Source organism: Pseudoalteromonas sp. XI10 (assembly GCF_001469895.1).
In the GTDB taxonomy this organism is placed as follows: Bacteria; Pseudomonadota; Gammaproteobacteria; order Enterobacterales; family Alteromonadaceae; genus Pseudoalteromonas.
Genome location: NZ_LOPY01000047.1, coordinates 70,045 through 90,760 on the forward strand (window position 1 = coordinate 70,045; position 20,716 = coordinate 90,760).

Below are 20,716 nucleotides of genomic sequence, written 5' to 3' on the forward strand. Positions count from 1 at the left end.
ATCCTAAGTGTATGGGGGCAAAAAACAATTACTCAAGAGAGAAAAATAACTTTCATTATGTACCCCTACACTTGAAGTTCAATCTTGCCATTGTGAGTCACAATATACAATTGCTTTGGTGGCACTTCATTGTTGCTAAAACGGTTAAAAATACAATTTAGGCTTTTTCCTTGAGGATATTAGACCTTTTAACTAATATAAAAGACTGAGGCTAAACATAATAATTCAGGCAAGATATTGTTTTAGATCAAAGGGAAGATGAAATTATTAAAAGTTTCACAGTTAACACTATGTCCCCCCTTCCCTTACATTTTTCTGAGACTATAATCCGCACACCATAAAAAAGTATATTTCGAGGACTCATATGCGTCGTGGGCAAGAAATCGTCAATCAAGAAGTGACATACTCAGATAATCAAGAGCTTGTCTCTACCACAGATTTACGCGGTGTAATCACATACGTAAATAAGGAATTTTGTACTATAGCAGGTTACACCGAAGAAGAGCTTCTCGGAAAAAATCATAATATTGTACGCCACCCAGATATGCCTAAAGCGGCATTTAAAGAGATGTGGGAAAAACTTAAAGAGGGCCACTCTTGGCGTGGCATGGTAAAAAACCTCTGTAAAGATGGTCGCTACTATTGGGTCGATGCGTTCGTTACGCCTATTTATGAACATGGCCAGCTAGTTGGCTATCAATCAGTGCGTACCAAGCCATCTGAGCAATTAAAAACCCGTGCGATGGCACTGTACACTAAAATTAATGATGGAAAATCTATCGCATCATTTCGTGAGAATATCTCACTCAGACAAATAGTGTCTGCGATTTTATTGGTTGCAGGTATTGCTGGGTTAGCAATGACCACCTCATGGATGGTTGCTTTAACCGCATGTGTCCTTGTAGTACTACTTTTTGCTTTAAATTATGACGAACTCGTTGTTACGCCAAACCATTTAAAGCAGCAACGTGCAGAGTTTGATTCAGTATCACGTTATGTGTATTCAGGCTCTCATCCATTTAGTATTGCTGCCTATAATCAGCAAATGCTGTTCGCTAAGCTAAGAACTGTATTGGGCCGTGTTAAAGACTCTACTTACTCATTCAAAGACATTGCTACCAACTTAGATAAACAATCGTCACTAACCGAGCAAGGTATTGCAGCACAAGGCCAACGTTTAAGTGATATTGCTACGGCAATGACACAAATGAGTGCAACTATTGGCGAGATTTCAGCTAATACCCATCACACTGCTGATAAGGTTAAAACCACTTACCAAAGCTGTAACGATATCAAACTGCATATTGAAGATAATAGCAGCATGGTAACTGATCTAGCTAACCAAGTAGAGCAAGCAGCCACTACCGCTAACTCTCTTGCTAGTGAAGCTGACAAAATAGGCCAAGTAATGAGTGAGATTGAAGGCATTGCTGAACAAACAAACTTATTAGCGCTGAATGCAGCAATTGAAGCAGCACGTGCAGGTGAGCATGGCCGTGGTTTTGCGGTTGTAGCAGATGAAGTACGCGCACTTTCTTCACGCACGCAAAATGCGACAGCACAAATTCACAGTTCAATTAAAGAGATCCAAGATACGTTATTTAGCTGGTCTAAAGTGATGCAATCAACTAAAGCGCAAGCAGATAGTTGTGTTGATACTACCGCCCATACACAAACTGAGCTTGCGAGCATCTTCGCACAAATTGATGAAATATCAGGCCTTGCGACTGAAATTTCGACGGCTGCTGAGGAGCAACAAGTTGTTAGCACCGATATACGAGAAAATGTAGAAAGCATTAAAGGACACAGCGAAGAGAACTTAAAGCTTAGCTACAACGTGGCTAAAGATGCAGCGGGGCTTGTTGAAGGCTCACGCAAAGTTAACGATATGCTGTTAACCTTTAAAGTTTAAACTTAACTGATACAAAAAAGCCGCATCATAATTGATGCGGCTTTTGTTTTTGAGACTAATTAACGGCTTGAGAAAACAAGTCCATTCTCATCAGCATCAATATGGATGATGGCACCTGGTTGGTAATCGCCACCGAGCAGGCGCTGTGCTAATGGGTTTTCAATGGTATGTTGAATAGCACGTTTTAAAGGCCTTGCCCCATACACAGGATCAAAACCACTTTCAGCGATACGGTCTAAAGCTGCATCCGTAACTTCAAGAATGTAGCCTTTTTCAGTTAATCGCTCACGTAGCTTACTTAACTGAATATCTGCAATTTCCTTAATGTGCTCATTAGCAAGTGGATGGAATACCACGGTTTCGTCGATTCGGTTAATAAACTCAGGGCGGAACTGACTGACTAATACGCCCATCACTTTTTCTTTTAACCCAGCATAATCATTTGAACCTGCTTGCTCTTGGATAATATCTGAGCCCAAGTTAGAGGTCATGATGATCACCGTATTTTTAAAATCAACGGTACGACCCTGACCATCCGTTAAGCGGCCATCATCAAGGACTTGCAGTAAGATATTAAATACATCAGGGTGCGCTTTTTCAACCTCATCTAATAAAATGACTGAATACGGACGACGGCGTACCGCTTCAGTTAAATAGCCACCCTCTTCATAGCCAACATAACCCGGAGGTGCACCGACTAAACGTGCCACCGAGTGTTTCTCCATAAACTCGGACATATCAATGCGCACCATGGCATCTTCAGTGTCAAACATGAAGCTGGCTAGTGCTTTGGTCAGCTCAGTTTTACCAACCCCTGTTGGGCCTAAGAATAAGAATGAGCCAATTGGGCGATTTGGATCAGCAAGCCCTGCGCGAGAACGACGAATTGCATTCGCAACAGCTACAACAGCTTCATCTTGACCAATCACTTTATGGTGTAATTGATCTTCCATTTGCAGAAGCTTTTCACGTTCACCTTGCAGCATTTTCGATACCGGAATACCTGTCCAACGCGATAAAATCTCAGCGATTTCGTCTTCACCTACTTGGTTTTTAAGCAAGCTCATTTCTTGCATTTCTGCTTGTGAAGCAAGGTCGAGTTTGCGCTCAAGTTCAGGAATACGCCCATACTGCAGCTCAGACATACGCTGTAAATCGCTGGCACGGCGTGCCACGTCTAAATCGAGGCGTGCCTGCTCAAGTTCTGCTTTGATTACTTGCGTGCCTTGCAGTGAGGCCTTCTCAGCATTCCACACTTCGTCTAGCTCGCGGTATTGCGCTTCAAGTTCAGTGATCAGTTCTTGCATTTCGGTGCGGCGCTTTTGACTTGCTTCGTCTTTTTCTTTCGCCAGTGCATTATCTTCCAGTTTTAACTGAATAATACGACGTTCTAGCTTATCTAGAGACTCTGGTTTTGAGTCAATTTGCAAACGAATTGAAGAACCTGCTTCGTCAATTAAATCTATTGCCTTATCTGGTAATTGGCGATCGCTGATGTAACGGTGCGATAACTGCGCCGCGGCAACAATGGCCGGATCGGTAATATCAACCGAGTGATGCAGCTCATAACGCTCTTTTAAACCACGTAAAATCGCAATGGTGTCTTCAACCGATGGTTCATCAACAAACACCTTTTGGAAACGACGCTCAAGTGCCGCATCTTTTTCGATGTATTGACGATACTCATCAAGGGTTGTGGCACCCACGCAATGTAACTCACCACGGGCAAGTGCAGGCTTTAACATATTACCCGCATCCATTGCACCGTCTGTTTTACCTGCGCCTACCATAGTATGGATTTCATCAATAAAGAGGATGACTTGGCCTTCTTCTTTGGCAAGCTCATTCAATACTGATTTTAAACGCTCTTCAAATTCACCACGGTATTTTGCGCCAGCAACCAAAGCACCTAAATCGAGCGATAATACTCGCTTGTTTTTTAAGCCTTCAGGTACTTCACCATTGATAATACGTTGTGCAAGGCCCTCCGCAATCGCTGTTTTACCTACACCTGGCTCACCTATTAACACCGGATTATTTTTAGTACGGCGTTGTAAAACTTGAATAGTACGGCGAATTTCGTCATCACGACCAATGACTGGGTCAAGCTTACCTTGCTCTGCTCGCTCAGTTAAATCGATGGTGAATTTTTTTAATGCCTGACGAGTTTCTTCAGCATTTGGGTCTTCTACTTTTTGGCCACCACGAATGGCTTCAATTGCAGATTCAATCTTGCTAGAAGTAATATTCAACGCTTTAAAAATGTCGCCTAATGGGCCTTTATCGTCACACGCGGCAAGAACAAACAACTCACTCGATATGAATTTATCTTTTCGTTTTTGAGCATATTTATCACATAAGTTAATTAACGAAATCAGGTTGTTTGACAGCTGAACATCGCCACCAATGCCTTCAACTTTAAACAATTTTTCGATTTCTTGGGATAACTTGGTATTTAACTCATCAGCACTGACACCTGCTTGTGCAAGTAACGCACGCACACTTGAACCATTTTGCTGAAGCAATGAATACATTAAATGCACAGGCTCAATAAATTGATGATCGCGCCCAAGTGCTAATGACTGCGCATCTGAAAGCGCAGATTGAAATTTACTTGTAAATCTATCTAAACGCATAAGGGTTTACCTATTAAAAAATCTAATTGCTTAATTAATGGGTATGCTTAGTGATTTGTTCAAGTAAAAGAAGAAAATTTAATCGCAAAAAAGGCGTATTAATTGCGCCAGATCAAGCTCGCCATACGGCCTGTTTGTCCGTCGCGGCGATAAGAGAAAAACTGTGATTTTTCAGTGACGGTGCAGTGCTCACCACCATGTATTTTGACCACACCTAATTGTGCTAATTGCTGACGTGCTAATAAATAGATATCAGCCATGTATTTTTCATGTTTGGCTGTAAAAGCTTGTTGATGCTCTGGGTTTTGTGAGCAAAAACACTCTTTAACTTCTTGCCCAACTTCAAATTGTAAAGGACCGATGGCTGGGCCTAACCAAGCAATAATATCGCTTGCTGGCGCTTGAAAGTGCGAAACCGTGTTTGCCAATATACCTTGCGCTAAACCACGCCAGCCACCATGAACAGCAGCGACTTCTTCGCCTGAAGTCGAGCAAAGTAATACCGGCAAACAGTCTGCGGTCATTATCGCCAGCGGCTGCTTTACTAAACGGGTGTAAAGCGCATCAGCAGAGCGTACATGGCTTAAATCAGACTGCTCATCAATCACGACTACATCGCTGCTATGTGTTTGGTTTAACCACACAGCAGGATTAGGCAGCTGATTTGTAAGTAAGGCACGATTTGCAAGCACGGCTTGCTCATCATCACCAACATGTAAACCCACATTAAAACTATCAAAAGGGGCAACCGAAACACCGCCCTGCCGGGTAGTACTCAATGCGCTAATAGTGTTTGGGGCAGTCCATGCTGGTGTGATCATAACGCTTAAAACTCGATATTTGGGTTTGCTTTAGTATCAGCGCGTAAAGCTTCTGTCATAGCTGCCATATCATCTGGAATTGGCGCTTGCCAAGTCATTAGCTCTCCAGTGATTGGGTGCGCAATTGATAGCTTAACAGCATGTAATGCTTGACGTTTAAAGTCGCGTAGCATTTGAAACAGCTCAGGTGTAGCACCTTTTGGCGGGCGCGGACGACCACCATACAGTTGGTCGCCAACTAATGGGTGGTTTAAATAAGCCATGTGTACACGAATTTGGTGAGTACGGCCTGTTTCTAGGCGTAAACGTAGGCGTGTATGTGCACGGAATTTTTCTGCAACACGGTAATGCGTCACAGCTGGTTTGCCCATTTCATGCACGGCCATGTGAGTACGTTTTGTTGCATGACGACCAATTGGCTTTTCAACCATGCCACCTGCTGTCATTGTGCCATTACAAATTGCTTCGTATTCACGGGTGAAGTTTTCACGCTTTTGTAATGCAGATACTAGATGTGTTTGTGCCGGAATTGTTTTCGCTACCACCATTAAACCTGTGGTGTCTTTATCTAGACGATGCACAATACCTGCACGAGGCACATTAATGATGTCAGGATAATGATGTAGCAAAGCATTTAATACCGTGCCATCTGGGTTACCCGCCCCTGGATGTACTACTAATCCCATAGGTTTATTGATCACCAAAATATCATCGTCTTCATAAACGATGTTTAATTTGATATTTTGTGCCTCGTATTCACGAGGGGCTTCGATGGTTGTTTCTACACTCACCACTTCGCCACCGAGTAGTTTTTCGCGCGGTGTGTTTAATATTTCGCCGTTTACAGTGATTTTATCATCCAAAATCCACGTTTTTATACGTGAACGAGAATAATCAGGGAACAATTGCGCTAATACTTGGTCTAGACGTTTACCGCCAAGGTCAATTGGAACCTCGGCTTGGAGAGAAATTTGCTCTGACATTAGTAACTTTACCCAATTTACCAGTGCAAGCTGTGCTCGACTGGGTTAGAATCGCTTTAATATAATACGTATAGTTTACTCGGTTTTCCTCACTTGGCCTAGCCGAAGACATCGAAGGTAAGAAATAAAATGATAAATAAAATAGGGAAACGTGCGTTCGCCATAGTTTTTTCAGTATCTGTACTTGGCTTAGGTGCCTGTTCATCAGCACCAGATCAAGAAGATATCCAACGCGTTCCTAATAAATCTGCGCAAGCTTTATACGAAGATGCAAAACAAACATTAGATTCAGGCTTGTATGCTCGTGCAATTGAGCTATTAAGTGCTATTGATTCGCGCTACCCTTTTGGTCCTTTATCAAAACAAGTACAAATGGACTTAGTGTTTGCGCATTATCAAGCAGGTAATACTGAACAAGCACTCGCAACTATCGACCGTTTCATTCGATTAAACCCAAACCACAAAGACTTAGACTACATGTACTACATGCGTGGCTTGGTAAACATCAAAGCGGATGAAAACGCATTCCAAGAATATTTTGGTGTGGACCGTGCCGACAGAGATGCAAACCGTACTCGTGTTGCATTTACTGATTTATCAACGCTTTTAAAACGTTTTCCTAACAGTGCCTACGCACCAGAAGCGAAAAAACGTTTAGTGTGGCTACTGAATAAAATGGCACGCTACGAGTTAAAAGTTGCTGAATACTACTATGAGCGTGAGGCATACCTTGCTGCTGCAAACCGTGGTAAATATGTGGTTGAGCACTACTCACAAAGCAGCTACCTTGATCAAGCACTTGAGATCATGGAAAAAAGCTATAACAAACTTGGCTTACCTGAGCTAAGTGAACACGCTAAAGCGACGCGAGAAGCTAACAAGCGTTAAAGCAGACTAAAAAGCAAAAAAGGCGCCTTAGGCGCCTTTTTTAATGTTTGTGGATTAGTTTTAAATCGCGTCTTCATCTTCTTCAGCGGTACGAATACGTACGACACGCTCAACGTCAGTGACAAAGATTTTACCGTCACCAATTTTGCCTGTTTGCGATGTTTTAACAATAACATCGATAGCACGGTCAACATCTTCGTCGCTTAATACGATATCTAATTTTACCTTAGGTAAAAAGTCCACCATGTACTCAGCACCGCGATAAAGCTCTGTGTGTCCTTTTTGACGGCCAAAGCCTTTTACTTCGCTTACCGTCATACCTGTGATGCCCACATCTGATAATGCTTCGCGCACATCATCTAGCTTAAATGGTTTAATAATTGCTTCGATTTTTTTCATTTTCGGGTTACTTATTATTTCTCGATTGCATCGATTTTAGACAATCCCATTGCTGATGGCAAACAAAGCTATGAATTACGGTGATTAAATCAGCAATCATGATATTATTAAACAAAGTGATTCAAAATAGAGACAACAATGAAATCATTACAACGGGGTTTTACATTATTAGAGCTGATGGTCACGCTTGCTATTGTGGGTATCGTTGCACTGATAGCACTATGGGATAGCTCAGACATGCTTGAAAATGACCGAGCTGAGAGCTACTTATTAGAGTTAAAACGCACACTTAGTTTTGCTCGCGCAAAAGCAACAAGTAGTGATGCAATTATTGTTGTGTGTAGTGGTAATACAGGCAATATCGAAAATAATTCAACCAATCAATGCTTAGGCAATTGGAATATCGGCAGCGTATTTGTGTTTTTTGACTCAAACCAAGATGGTGTTTACAACCCGGACGATGGCGATATCATTTTAAGAGTCATGGAAGAAGTGCCTGAGAACAGTCAGTTAAATTTCACTGGCGATAACTTTATCACATTTGATACCAGCGGTATGCTCACTTCAGACTCAGGAAAGTTCACTTATTGCCCTTCAAAAGCTGATAACGATAATAACAAACAACTAGAAGTATTTGCCTCAGGGACTGCTTTATATATTGGTACTACGACAGATGTCTGTAATTAAGCTTGTTAAATTGACAGCCCACACTCTCGAATTATAGTTAAATAAACAGTCGCAAATTTGGAGTCTTCAAGGATGAAGGCATTTACAACTCTGCGCAGCCTCAATGGGGCGACGTTAATTGAAAGCCTCTTAGTGCTATCAATTTTATCACTCCTGCTGCATATCGCCTTATTTGAATATAAGCCACTTCTGGCTACAAACCGTTTAGAAAGCAACATGCAAACGGTGAAAAGAGCACTGCAGTTTACTCGCCTAAAAGCGCAAACAAATGATGCCTATGTCACCTTCTGCGCCTTAAAACACAACAGATGCAACAAAGCTATATGGCACAAATCGTTAACCGTTTTTGTAGACAGAGGCGTGCTAGGTGTATTTGAAAGTGGTGATACTAAACTAATGGAAATCGAAGCTATAAGTAAGTTTGACATGCTAACATACCCGCGTCGTGCAGTTACGTTTAGTCCAGCAGGTATGCCGATGGGGTTAGGCAATGGTACATTTATCTACTGCCCAGAATACATAAAAGCAAGCCTCAAAGGGCTTGCAATTAGAGTCAGCCCGATAGGCCGAGTTAGATTAATTGATACAGATAGATGTCAAACTGATAATTAATAAAGCTTATTTACCCCAGCAGGTGCTTGAGTCAGCAGAACCTGTTGACGTTTTTAAACCTGTATCAGAAATAGACAATGTTTCACATTCAGCATCTTGTAATGGCGGGCCAGATTTAGGTGTTGCCTTAAATGTAAATGTACCTGCATCATTATCTACTTTAACACTAATGGTATAAAAGTTACTTTCTGTTGTCGTAGAAACACCTAAATCAGCAATTGTGCTTGTATATTCTCGGTTATCGACAAAGTATTGCTCTTGTTTATTAGCTGCATCTAATAACGAAGTAATTGCCTCAGTTCGAGCGGTACGTTTTACGTGCTCAAAATAACTAGGAATAGCAATGCTAGCGATGATCCCCAAGATAGCTACAGTAATCATCAACTCGATTAGCGTAAAACCGTTATGACTCTTTGTTCTTATAAAGTTCATTTTTTAAAAACCTATATAATTGTTTTTAGAGGAATTACCTCTAATTGTTCTTATCTTAGATGGCTGACAATAATTATGCAATTAAGGCGGGTACTTAAATAGCTACCATATGCTCTGCCTAAACATGTAAGGCAGAGCATTCACTTAGTGCTTTATTGGCTATTATCGTTTCGCTCTTGCTTATAAATGAAAGTTTGTTGTGTTTTAAAGCCAAAGCCAATAGGCACTGCATCACTTACAAGTTTAATTTTACCATCTTCGATAACTAAACCTGGACCTTGGATCTCTTGTACTTTCAGTGGATTTTGCTCACCTTTGATACCTGGGCCAATGGTTAAGAACTGGCTTTGCTCTTTAACCTTTTCATCTGTGTTGTCATCACAGTAACCATCGCTATTACCATCAACACAGCTGTCACCTACACCAAAATAAAGTTGAGGAGTATCAGGAACATCATTCGAGGTAGTAAATTTCAAACTGTCATATACTTTTGTACCGTAATGTAAGTGGAAAGCGTATAAACTTCCTGAACCACCAGTTAGTGAACACTGATTCGCTGTTTCTGTAGATGAAGCTGGTGTATAGGTTGTGAAATAAGCGACACCACCGATGACTGTACTTGCTGCAAGGGACTTTTCACCTGCAGAAGCTAAATTGTAATACCAACCGTGATACTCACCTAACTCAATTTCTAAGTCAGTAAATTTATCCACGTCATCCAGAGCATTTCCAAATGGGTCAGAATCCATATTCATCAAGTCTGCTTGTGTAATTGCTGCTGGTACATCACTACCAAGGAATGGCTGAGTTACAGTATTGATATCACGGATCATGAATAGCTGATCGTTAGTAACAGTGCCCGTTGGTTTAGAGCGGTTACCACTACCTATTAGCACAGCATCAAATGGCGTATCAATTCGTGTAGTCACTGTTTCACCATTGACGGCCGTTTCTGATACTTTGCTGAACATAGTTCTAGCAATCAGAGGCTTATAGAAAAAGCGGCGATCTTGGGTTGAAAGTGCACTGCCTAAACTTGCTAATTTAAAATGTGTCCATGGGTTTTCTGAATCTGTGGGGCTGTCAGAAGGCATATCAACACGCCACACATCACCGCCTGTATCCGTTGCATACAGCCTATCAATATAACCATCATAGTCAGAATCTAAGATACTAATATCTGACGCAATACTATGCTTACCTAAAAAGCCATTCTCACTCGGCGTTAATGCCCACACTTTTTTGCCCGTTTGCGCGTCAACAATAAAAATACCACGTCCATGGGTATCATCTGTACGAATAACATTGTCTTTGTTTGTATCGTAACCCGCACCAAAAATAAGCACGGGCCTGTCTTTATAACCATCTAGATTCACATACGTCACTGTAGGTTTAGACCAAGTTTGCCCTAATTCTTTAAAGTCACCTGTGCCACCTACAATTGGTTGATCCCACAGTAAACTTGGCGAGTCTGGGTTAGTTATGTCGAGCCCGTAGTAGTAATTTCCACCGCGTCTTAAGCCAAAGAATGCCCAAACTCGGTCTGAGCCATTTACTACTCCATCACTATTTTTATCATCAAAGAATACTGAGATTGGCCCGTCAACACCATAAACCTTGGTATCTGCTTGGTTATCACGAAGTGGCTTTATTATTTTATACAAGCTTCTAGGAATAAACGCCCAGCTTTCACTTAACACATCATTTTTATCTTGAAACATGTGCAAGTAACCAGCATTAGTGCCTATTAAAACTCGGATATCATCATTACCATAATCAATTGTTACAGGTTTTGAATGCAGCGGATCACCGAATATGTCTTTACGTGAATCCGTTGTCGATCCATCTTTGTCTTCATCATCAACATCAAGACCTCTTGACCAATTAATAAGATCTTCAACTTCATCCGCATCAGCTTCAAAATCAACGGCAGCCTTGTCTATAGTCCCGTAATGGAATACAACCCGATAACGGGTGAAGTTAAGCATGCGACCGTTGACATTTGTTAGTACTTTACGCCCTTCATTCGGCACGCTAGAAGAGTTAGACAAATACAGATTTACACCACCTAACTCAACTGAATTACCATCAGCGCTTTCACCGCTAGGCAGCCAAAAAGTTTTAGCGTCTTTATCGATTAAACCATCTTCATTTAAAGCAGGTTTACCATCTTTATCGATAATTTGATCGCCAGATACTTTTAGCTTTTTCAGATTTCCGCGCCAACGAGCCCCTGTTTTAGGATAAAACATCGCATAATAGATTGATTCGCGGCTGCGTGTTTGGTCAACATTATTACTTGCTATAGATGGCGCCGTAAACGTATCGTTCACTTCTCGAATTTGAGTAATCGTATTTTTAAGAGCTTCAGAAAGTTGCTCTGCGGTATTGGCATGTAGGTACTTACCGCCCCCCTCAGCAGCCGTTTCAGATAGTAAGCGCTTACCATTATCACTCATACCAGAACCAAAACCTATGGTATAGACACGACCTGTTTCGTGGATGTCTGTCGTCGTTGGCCTTAAATCCACCTCTACATCATCAGTACCGTGAATGATTTTTGCGAGCTTGTGTAAGTAAACACCAGCGATCTTATCATCACTTGATAGAGAGCTACCAAAATACGACTTGTGTAACGCACTAATATTAGAGTCTTGTTCATTATCAGAGCCAGCTGACGGGTCACCGTCAGTCATATAGATAATGTTAACTGAGTTATCACAGCGCTTTATTTCTTCTGAATTATCAAACGGGGAAATGTATGAGCTGTTATAAGCAATGCGGGGCTCATCCCAACAAACATACCTCCACCCCCTGTTATAGCGCCATTCACATACCTCCTCCATATATGTACTTGTTTCGGTCTTCTCTATGGACGTATCACGTAGTGCGGCATTAACTTTTTCACCGTAGAAAAGACTTTGCCCTGTTATATAAAGGTAGGCTTCCCAAAGCGTTTCGGTCAGTGGTGTCCCGCCATCGGCAGGCAGCCCCGCAATTGTGGTTTTTAAGGCTGATATTTCTGAACCAATGCCTGCAAGCACATAGCCACCATTGGTACTGTTAAAACGCATTAAGCCAAAATCAATGTCATCGTTACCATCAACCAGTTTAGTAATAGCATCCTGGGCAACGCCTAAACGGCTATCACTACATAAAATATAACCACGTGAGTAACCACAACTGTTACCGGAACTAGTCGAAAAAGCCATACTACCTGAGGTATCGAAAACGATAAGAACACGAGGCTTTTCATCTAGATTGGCATTGTGATTGACATATAATTCAATATCTTCCGCGTGACCCAAAAAACTAAATACTGCTAAAGAAGTTAGCAGTATACGCTGAGTTATTTTTTCTAAATTCATCACTTTTCTCCACTAACCACCGGTATTGAGGCTAGCCATTTCTTGGGCAACGCCTGTGCTGATCGTTAAGGTATGTTTACTCTTAGTGCCATAAGTAATAGTGGTATCTACTTGGACCATGTTACATGACACACCGGCGGTAAAGTTAAATTTACGTGGGCATGGTAAATCTAGCGCACCATTATTTAGATTTGTCATAGTATTAGATGCGCCATCCATATCATCCATACCAAAACCGCCCTCAGGTATTTCAGATGCCTTCATTAAAAAAGCACTATTGCCACCTGCTGCCGCTTCATTAGCGATAACTTTTTGCACTGTACCAATTAAGCTATTTTCTGCAGTCTCACGCTCTTGAGCTGAATTTGTAATTTTTATATCTACACTGCTGCTATTCATTAAAGTCACAGCTATACCTGTCACAGCAACGACCATAATCAAAGCAATAATAAGCACTATGCCTTGTTGTTTGCGTATATTAGGAACACTGTTTTTTCTATTTTGATTAATTGAAAAATTTTTCATAGCAAACCTTCGTGTTGATATTTCATCTACATTTCGCCTAGTAATATCTAAGCCAAAAAAAATCAGGTAAAAAGTGTTTTTAAATTTAAAAAACACAACCTATTAATGCTAACTAATTAGTATTATAATAAATAAACAACATCATTCCAGTTATTTATTAAAAAATTTAAAGATTTAATTCAAGAAAATACAGAAAGGTAAAAAAGAAAATTCCAATCAATTTAAAATGTTACAAACTGCCTAGAGTTAAAACAAAAAAATAACGATATTACAAAAACTTAAGTGTAAACTTTTCAGTACAAAGTTGCTGTGAGAGATTATGAAGCTAGATAATTAGCAATGAAAAAGTGATTATAAAAAGCATTCAACCCAGAAAAAGATCCGGGTTGAAAAACACAAGTTAAATAAAGAAAAGTTAAATATAAAAACTAATTAACGAAAATTTTAATCATAAGCTATTATCATTTTGTTCTTGCTTATAAATATAACTTTGATGGACTTCTAATTTAAGAGGTTCTTCATCATAAAGCTGAACATTGCCATTTTCATCGACGCTAGGGGTAGGCCCATTAATTACTTTTGGTGCAGTTTTCTTACAGTTAGTTGTACAATTAGAATCTTCATTTGGTAACTGTAAAATAAATACTTCCCCATCTTCCACATACATGGTTGGTGTATCTGGTAGTTCTGCCGCTGTTGGGGTCCTTCTCCAGTCATAAACTTTGGTCCCATAATGAAGATGAAATGCATAAAGATAACCTTGCCCTTCTGCAATCGAGCACTGTGAATCAGATGATGAACTGGTATCTGGTTTATATGTAGTAAAGTAAGCAACGCCTCCTAACACAGTAGCCTTCGAAGTTGCCTTTTCACCCCACCCTAAATTAAAGTACCAACCATCTTTTTCAGCTAAATCAGCTTCTAGCTCAACAAAATCATTCAAGCTATCGGTCACTTTGGCAAATGGATCACTATTTACATTCATTAAATCTGATTGCCAAATTAAGTCTGGTATTTCATCCTCTTCAAAGCTTCGAGTTACCGTGTTCATATCACGAATCATATAGAGCTTATCATTTACCTTTAAATTAAAAGGATCTGTGCGATCACCACTGCCTATAAGCACCGCATCAAATGGAGTATCAATTCTTGAGTAAGTTGTTTCACCATCAAGTGTTGTTTCTGTTACTTTACTGAACAGAGTTCTTGAAACATATGGCTCATAAAAAAAGCGGCGGTTATTATTGCCTAATTTTGCAAGTTGAAAGTGCGTCCAATTTTTTTTGTTGTTTGTAGCTAAGTCAACTCGCCAAACTCCACCGCCAGTATCACTTGCATACAGTCTGTCTGTGTAACCATCGTAATCAGAATCAAGTAAATGTATGTCTGACGCTATACTATGCTCACCTTTAAAGCCACCTTCTGAGTTTGTTAACGCCCAAACATGTTTACCTGTTTCTGCATCGACAATGTATAAGCCCCGCCCTTTTGAGTCAGCAGAAATAGAATTATCTTTATTCGTGTCGTAGCCGGCACCAAATACTAATAGAGGTCTATTTTCGTAACCTTTGAGATTAATGAAAGTAACCTTAGGCTTAGACCAAGTTTGTGCTAACTCTTTGAAGTCTCCTGTACCGCCAACAATAGGACCTCTCCACATTAGTGCAGGTTTGTTGGGGTTTGTTATATTTAGTGCATAATATTCATTGCCACCTCTTCTTAACCCAAAAAAAGCCCATACTCGATCAGAACCATTAACTACACCGTCACTATCCTTATCATCGAAGAATATTGAGATAGGCCCGTCGACACCATAAACTTTTGTGCGCTTTTCTTTATCCCGCAATGGCTTAATAATTTTATATAAGCTTCTTGGTATAAAGGCCCAACTTTCCTTTAAGACATCATTTTTATCTTGAAACATATGCAGATAGCCTGCGTTGGTACCAATGAGGATCCGAACATCACCTTTTCCGTAGTCAATAGTGACAGGCTTAGAATGAAGAGGATCGCCAAATACATCCTCTCGCGTTTCCCGTCGATCTCCATCACCATCTTCATCATAGATATCAATTCCACGAGACCAATTAGAAAGGTTATAAATATCAGAAACTCTCAAACTTGGATCACCAAAAGCGGCTGCGGCTTTTCCAACAGTTCCGTAAAACGCCATAATACTTAAGCCTCTAAAGTGACGTATAATGTCATCTTTAAGGTTTGAAATAATCTTTCTAGAACCACGTGCAAGAGCGATGCTATTTTGTTTTGCTAAGTATGCATTCACTCCCCCTGACTGCACGATATTACCGTCTGGTAGTGCCGTATCCTCGGACCAAAAGGTTTTAGCTGTAGATAAAATTGCACCATCACTATCTACTGCGATTTTTGAGTTAGCATCAACCACGCTACCACCTGACACCTTCAACTTTTTTAGGTTCCCTCGCCATCGAGCATCGTTAGAAGGTAAAAACATAGGAAAATAAACTGCATCGCGATGTGATAATTTATCTGAATTATTTGATGCTACCGATGGCGAAGAAAAAGTTGAGTTGACCTCTCTGATATCGGTCAGAACATTATTAAATGCCTTACTTAACTCTTCTGGAGACTCTGCGAAAATATAATCACCACCACCATTATCAGCAGTTGCCTGTAAAATATCTCCTGCGTTTTTAGATAAACCTTTACCAAAACCAATCGTGTAAACATTCGCGCCATCTATAACACTTGTTTCAGGATATATATCCCTATTTTCATTCTTTTTACCATGAAGAATTGTTGCCATTGAGGGTAAATGACTCTTACCAACTGCTTCAGGTTCAGTACCATAAATACTTTTGTACAAGCGTTTAATATAGTCATCTTGCCCAACATCCCAATAAGGCTCACCGTCTGTCATCAATATGATATTAACGCTATTATCACAACGAATTGGATCACCTGAGTAGTGCTTGAATGGAGAAATATACTTGCCACTTTGTTCTATAGAAATATCACGTTCCATGGGGTCTACTAAATTCGCATAGGATATTTCATCGCCCGTTAGGTATCGCCACCCTTCTGTAATGGTTTCAACAAGGGGTGTTCCTGCCTGTAACGACGTTACATCCCAGTTTCTTATGGTATTTTTTATCTTTTTATGGCTTGTACCAATCCCATGAATAACATATCCACCCGTCCCCTTAATAAGCCGCATTAAACCAAATTCAATATCACTATTGTCGTTAATTAATTTAATCATCGCTTCCTGTGCGACTTCTAAACGACTTCCTTCAGGACATAGTGCGAGTTTCCCCTTACTTCTACAGACTTTGCCCGTCTCTATCGAGAATGCCATGCTATTTGATGTATCAAAAACAAGTAAGACTCGTAATTTTTCGTCTTCCGCTACGTCATAATTTACATATAGATCAATATCTTCAGCATAAAGGTTTTGGCAAAATACACATGCAAAAATAAAAAATAGGCTGTTTAACTTCATTTTCATACTCGCCTTACTCCATTAATTTCCACTATTTAAGCTCAGCATTTCTTGAGCAATCCCTGTTGTAATAGTGAGGTTATGCTTACTTTTAGAGCCATATTCAATCACTGAATTAATCTCAACCATATTGCATCTTAAGCCTGCAGTATCATCAAAACGTCTTGGGCACCTTAAAGCCATAGGGCCTTCATTTTTGTTAAACATGGTATTAGATGTGTCATTCGTATTACCTAGATCGAGGCCTGTTTCAGGAACTTGCCCTCTACTAAAGAAAAACCGGCTGTTACCTAATTTTTTTGCTTCATTAGCAATGACGTTTTGTACATCACCAATTAATTCATTCTCTGCCGCTTCTCTCTCTTGAGCGGCATTTGTGATTTTAATATCTACACTACTGCTGCTCATCAAAGTCACAGCAATACCGGTTATCGCAATAACCATGATCAAAGCAACGATTAATACAACACCTTGTTGCTTATGCATCATAGTTAAATGCGCCATAAGTTTGCCCCAACATTGTTCAAGCGGATAGTGGTCGTAAATAGTGCGCGTCGGTAGTTATCGTCAAATGTAAGAACGCGGCTATTTGCGTCTTCACCCAATGTATAAGTTTGATTTTTTAACTTAAGGTTTGAATCTGGTAAAAGCGATCTCACAAGTAAGAATACTTGCACTGTCAAAATACCACGGCGATTTTCCCAATCAGTGTTGGTCATCTGGCTGATACTTTTATATGTATCAACACGACTGTTATTTGTAGTATCAAGACCAAACACAAAGTGCATATTTTCTACCCCTTCCATAACCGTTTCAGTTGTCATGCCCCCAGAAGGAGTTAAGCGTTTACGTCTAAGTAAAGGAACAGACACTCTTTGGTCATTAATGGTGTAGGTTTGCTTTGTTATGTAATAAACATGATGTCGATAACGCCAAATCGTGGCATTACCATTTACAGCTGCTGCCGCGATTGGGCCGCGCTGAAACTCAGCAAGCTCTTGCTCGGCAATAAAATAGTAATAGTTATCGCTAGTATTGGCAGGTTGAATTTGTAAGCCTTCTAAAAACTTAATTTGCAGTACATCTGTATTTTTCTCAACGTTGTTAATACACCCAAGGGCTGAGTTACTGGTTGTTTGCACTGCGTAAACCGAGCGAAAGTTACTGGTTGCAGCTGTATCTGGAAAGCTGCCATTATTAAGGCCTTCTGAACAATCATTACCCGGATTTCCTAAACTGTTTGTATTTGCATCCGAAAATGAGTCTTCATAAAACGTGCCCCAAAAACCAATCTGTTCAATATCACGTTGCATGATATTCATAGCCAGTCTACCAGTTTCTTGTAGCTCACCAATTGTCATCGTGTCACGAGTTGTTGATTTCATGCTTATATAGGTAAACATCACCCCGCCGAGCACCACACCTCCGATGAATAAAGCAACCATCATCTCGACGAGAGTAAATCCATTATGCTTTTTCATATCAAGACCTTAAATAAATATAGCTTTGTAGAACAATCAAACGTCGCTTATCGCCTTTAGAACCACAATCAATTGCAGCTGTATCTTTATTAGCACTAAGTTCTTGACGGCCTTGCCAACTGATCACAACCTCAATATTGAATTCACTGGCATTGCCTGCAGCAACGGGAGTACTACTAATGCACACAGTTGCATCGTCTAAAGCGCCGGTGTTTTCACGAGCCTGAATTGCACGCACCCACTGTTGTTTATCTAATTCTGCCAATTGCTGAGCACTACATGCTGAGTTATAGCAACTCAAACTCGTATTTAGAGCTGTATCACTATCGAAAGTGCCATTATATAACGCTGCAAAGCCAGGTGAGTCGTTCGCTCGCATACGCTGGATAATGTCATTTCCCAATGCTACAGCAGCTGCACGCTGCATAGAATCAAAGCTTGCCTGCTTCGCTTTTGCTTGCAGGGCCACAGCGCCTAATAAACCAAAGCTTAAAATAACAAAGGCAATAAGTACTTCTATAAGGGTAAAGCCTTGCTGCTCAGAATGTTTAATCATGGTAAGTTTCATGGATACTTTTACATACAGTAAGAGTATTACGGCACAAATAAATAACAATCTGTATATGGATGAGCGGTCAAAATGCGCGATAAACGGTACTTAAACTTTGCTCAAAGTTAGATAATGACTACTAAAGAAAGTAATTATTGAAGATAAGATGCTGCAATGAAGATTGTTATTATTTACCCATGAGAGCTTTAACATTTTTAAGCTCTCGGCGACTAACTGCCAAAGGCTCCTCAAACTGCTTCATCGTAACTGTATGCCCACCTGAAGATGGGCTATTAAGGCTAACAATATGTTGCTTATTCACAAGTGTATTTCGGTGAATTCTAAGTAGCTGCAGCGGATAGGTTTGCTCTAGTTGCTTTAAACTTTGCTCAACAAGTGCCTCACCTTCAAAAAACACTACTCGGGTATATTTTTGCTCTGCGATACAGCAAACCACATCATCTACATTGACTCGTCGTATTACACCTGCAAGTTGATAACTAATGTAGTTATTTTCGGGGGCGGTTACTTGAGTACGGTTTAATTTACTAAGTTGCGTCATTGCTTTGGTTAATGCCTGCTCAGACACAGGTTTAACTAAATAGCCATCAACAGCGAGCTCAAATGCAGTTAGAGCATGCTCTGAATGGGCCGTTAAAAACATAACTGCAGGCGGGATCGAAAACAGTTTTAGCTCTGCGGCCACTTCAAGGCCAGACTGCTTAGGCATATTAATATCAAGCATCACTAAATCGGGCTGTAGTTGCTTACAAAGTTCAATTGCTTGCTCACCATTACTTGCTTCACCAACAATAGTGCAACCCTCATTTGCAGCTAATAAACGTTTGATACGCGCCCTTGCTAGTGGTTCATCATCAGCAATCAAAACTTTTATCATGCATCCCTCTGCTTTGGTATTACCAGCTTCACTCTAAAGATTCCATCACGGATAGTCGTCGTAAGTTGCGCTTTTTGTTGATAGAAAAGCGCCAAACGTTGGCGAATATTATCCAGTGCCATCCCATTTCCTGTTCGTGAGTTATTCACTTCTGCAGCTACAGGATTCGTTATAATAAAGGTATAAGCTTTATCCGATTGATGCATTTCAACAGAAATATTACCTTGTTCTGCTGGCTCGACGCCATAAAATACCGCATTTTCAATAATTGGCTGTATTGTTAAACACGGAATATCAATGTCTGGCAACTCGCCAGGTAATTGCCAGCTTAATGCTAGGCGTTCGCCATAGCGCCAACGCTCAAGGGCTACATACTGTTGGCACAAAGTAATTTCGTCAACAAGCTTTATGGCTTTACCACTGCGCATAGCAGCCTGTGACAGCGCCGCCAGCGCTAAAATTGCTTGTTCAGCCGCGTCAGCATCATAATGTGTCAGCTCAGCTGCAGTGTTCAAACTATTAAACAAAAAGTGGGGGCGAATTCTTGCTTGTAAGGCATCAAGCTCAGCCTGCGCTAACGCTTTCGTTTGCTGCTCTTTTTGATTATGAATAAGCAAAAACTGACTAAATAGCGCCGTTACTAAAAATATGATCAGTAAATTGCTGACAATAAAACTCGACCTCGACTCCATAGCGAACACATCTGAAAACACTGACAAAAACAGCCAACTAAAAACATACGTTAATGCCAGTAATGTGAATATCAGAATGAATAACTGCTTTGAATGTGACAGCTCTGTAAGTAAGGCTCGGCACACATACAGTAACGACAAGCTTGATAGAAAGATTAGATGTAAAAAGCAGCTAAATATAGCAAGGCGTAACCAAACATCACCTAAACTCATGGGTGAGAAGGCGAGCAAAATAGCAATGACTTGGCTGACGATCAGTGTGGCAAGGACACCGCGAGATTGAAAAAGAGCCGCAATCAGCAAGCCGTTTGAATTTGGCTGTTTGCTCATGGGCTCCTCTTTTAACTGTTG

At 40.5% G+C, this 20,716-nt stretch carries 17 protein-coding genes; 4 read left to right on the forward strand and 13 right to left on the reverse strand.

Translation table 11 applies throughout. The annotated features are described in order from the left end of the window. The first annotated feature begins 364 nt into the window (after positions 1-364). Positions 365-1,912, forward strand: a complete 1,548-nt coding sequence (locus tag AUR67_RS12175) for a methyl-accepting chemotaxis protein (protein ID WP_058585461.1) — start codon at positions 365-367, stop codon at positions 1,910-1,912. A gap of 59 nt (positions 1,913-1,971) precedes the next feature. Here AUR67_RS12175 and clpB read toward each other — a convergent pair whose 3' ends face one another. From clpB to rluD, 3 genes are all read right to left on the reverse strand, one after another. After that, positions 1,972-4,548 (reverse strand): ATP-dependent chaperone ClpB, encoded by a 2,577-nt coding sequence (gene clpB / locus AUR67_RS12180; protein WP_054561895.1) that lies wholly within the window; start codon positions 4,546-4,548, stop codon positions 1,972-1,974. Positions 4,549-4,646: 98 nt separating this feature from the next. Beyond that, the gene (gene pgeF / locus AUR67_RS12185; RefSeq protein WP_058585462.1) at positions 4,647-5,369 is read right to left on the reverse strand and encodes a peptidoglycan editing factor PgeF; all 723 of its coding nucleotides are present in this window, start codon (positions 5,367-5,369) and stop codon (positions 4,647-4,649) included. 5 nt (positions 5,370-5,374) lie between these two features. Then, entirely contained in the window at positions 5,375-6,352 is a 978-nt protein-coding gene (rluD, locus tag AUR67_RS12190) for a 23S rRNA pseudouridine(1911/1915/1917) synthase RluD (RefSeq protein ID WP_058585463.1), read from the reverse strand. 129 nt (positions 6,353-6,481) lie between these two features. Here rluD and AUR67_RS12195 point away from each other — a divergent pair, with 129 nt between their 5' ends. Beyond that, complete coding sequence (locus tag AUR67_RS12195; RefSeq protein ID WP_054561898.1) at positions 6,482-7,240, forward strand: outer membrane protein assembly factor BamD; 759 nt, start codon at positions 6,482-6,484, stop codon at positions 7,238-7,240. Positions 7,241-7,300: 60 nt separating this feature from the next. Here AUR67_RS12195 and AUR67_RS12200 read toward each other — a convergent pair whose 3' ends face one another. Continuing rightward, positions 7,301-7,639, reverse strand: coding sequence for a P-II family nitrogen regulator (locus tag AUR67_RS12200; protein WP_054551748.1), 339 nt, complete (start codon positions 7,637-7,639; stop codon positions 7,301-7,303). Between the two features lie 138 nt (positions 7,640-7,777). Between AUR67_RS12200 and AUR67_RS12205 the strand changes: the two genes are divergently transcribed. Then, a complete protein-coding gene (locus AUR67_RS12205; protein WP_058585464.1) occupies positions 7,778-8,326 on the forward strand; it encodes a GspH/FimT family pseudopilin in 549 nt (182 codons plus the stop codon). A gap of 72 nt (positions 8,327-8,398) precedes the next feature. Beyond that, positions 8,399-8,938: a GspH/FimT family protein gene (locus AUR67_RS12210; RefSeq protein WP_058585465.1), complete on the forward strand. Its 540-nt coding sequence runs from the start codon at positions 8,399-8,401 to the stop codon at positions 8,936-8,938. A gap of 6 nt (positions 8,939-8,944) precedes the next feature. Here the strand turns inward: AUR67_RS12210 and AUR67_RS12215 are convergent, their stop codons facing one another. From AUR67_RS12215 to AUR67_RS12255, 9 genes are all read right to left on the reverse strand, one after another. Continuing rightward, positions 8,945-9,370 carry a type IV pilin protein gene (locus AUR67_RS12215; RefSeq protein ID WP_058585466.1) on the reverse strand — a complete coding sequence of 142 codons (426 nt, stop codon included), beginning with the start codon at positions 9,368-9,370 and terminating at the stop codon, positions 8,945-8,947. Positions 9,371-9,522: 152 nt separating this feature from the next. Beyond that, entirely contained in the window at positions 9,523-12,738 is a 3,216-nt protein-coding gene (locus AUR67_RS12220) for a pilus assembly protein (protein ID WP_058585467.1), read from the reverse strand. 12 nt (positions 12,739-12,750) lie between these two features. After that, positions 12,751-13,263 carry a hypothetical protein gene (locus AUR67_RS12225; RefSeq protein WP_058585468.1) on the reverse strand — a complete coding sequence of 171 codons (513 nt, stop codon included), beginning with the start codon at positions 13,261-13,263 and terminating at the stop codon, positions 12,751-12,753. Between the two features lie 448 nt (positions 13,264-13,711). Next, positions 13,712-16,750, reverse strand: coding sequence for a PilC/PilY family type IV pilus protein (locus tag AUR67_RS12230; RefSeq protein WP_058585469.1), 3,039 nt, complete (start codon positions 16,748-16,750; stop codon positions 13,712-13,714). A 15-nt stretch (positions 16,751-16,765) separates the two neighbouring features. Then, positions 16,766-17,248: a hypothetical protein gene (locus AUR67_RS12235; RefSeq protein ID WP_058585470.1), complete on the reverse strand. Its 483-nt coding sequence runs from the start codon at positions 17,246-17,248 to the stop codon at positions 16,766-16,768. Further along, positions 17,236-18,225, reverse strand: coding sequence for a PilW family protein (locus AUR67_RS12240; RefSeq protein WP_058585471.1), 990 nt, complete (start codon positions 18,223-18,225; stop codon positions 17,236-17,238). The genes AUR67_RS12235 and AUR67_RS12240 overlap by 13 nt, the downstream gene beginning before the upstream one ends. A 1-nt stretch (position 18,226) precedes the next feature. Next, positions 18,227-18,781, reverse strand: a complete 555-nt coding sequence (gene pilV, locus AUR67_RS12245) for a type IV pilus modification protein PilV (RefSeq protein WP_062564361.1) — start codon at positions 18,779-18,781, stop codon at positions 18,227-18,229. 181 nt (positions 18,782-18,962) lie between these two features. After that, a complete protein-coding gene (locus AUR67_RS12250; RefSeq protein ID WP_321166305.1) occupies positions 18,963-19,673 on the reverse strand; it encodes a LytTR family DNA-binding domain-containing protein in 711 nt (236 codons plus the stop codon). Further along, positions 19,670-20,695: a sensor histidine kinase gene (locus AUR67_RS12255; RefSeq protein ID WP_058585473.1), complete on the reverse strand. Its 1,026-nt coding sequence runs from the start codon at positions 20,693-20,695 to the stop codon at positions 19,670-19,672. Before AUR67_RS12255 ends, AUR67_RS12250 begins: the two co-directional genes overlap by 4 nt. Between the last annotated feature and the right edge of the window lie 21 nt (positions 20,696-20,716).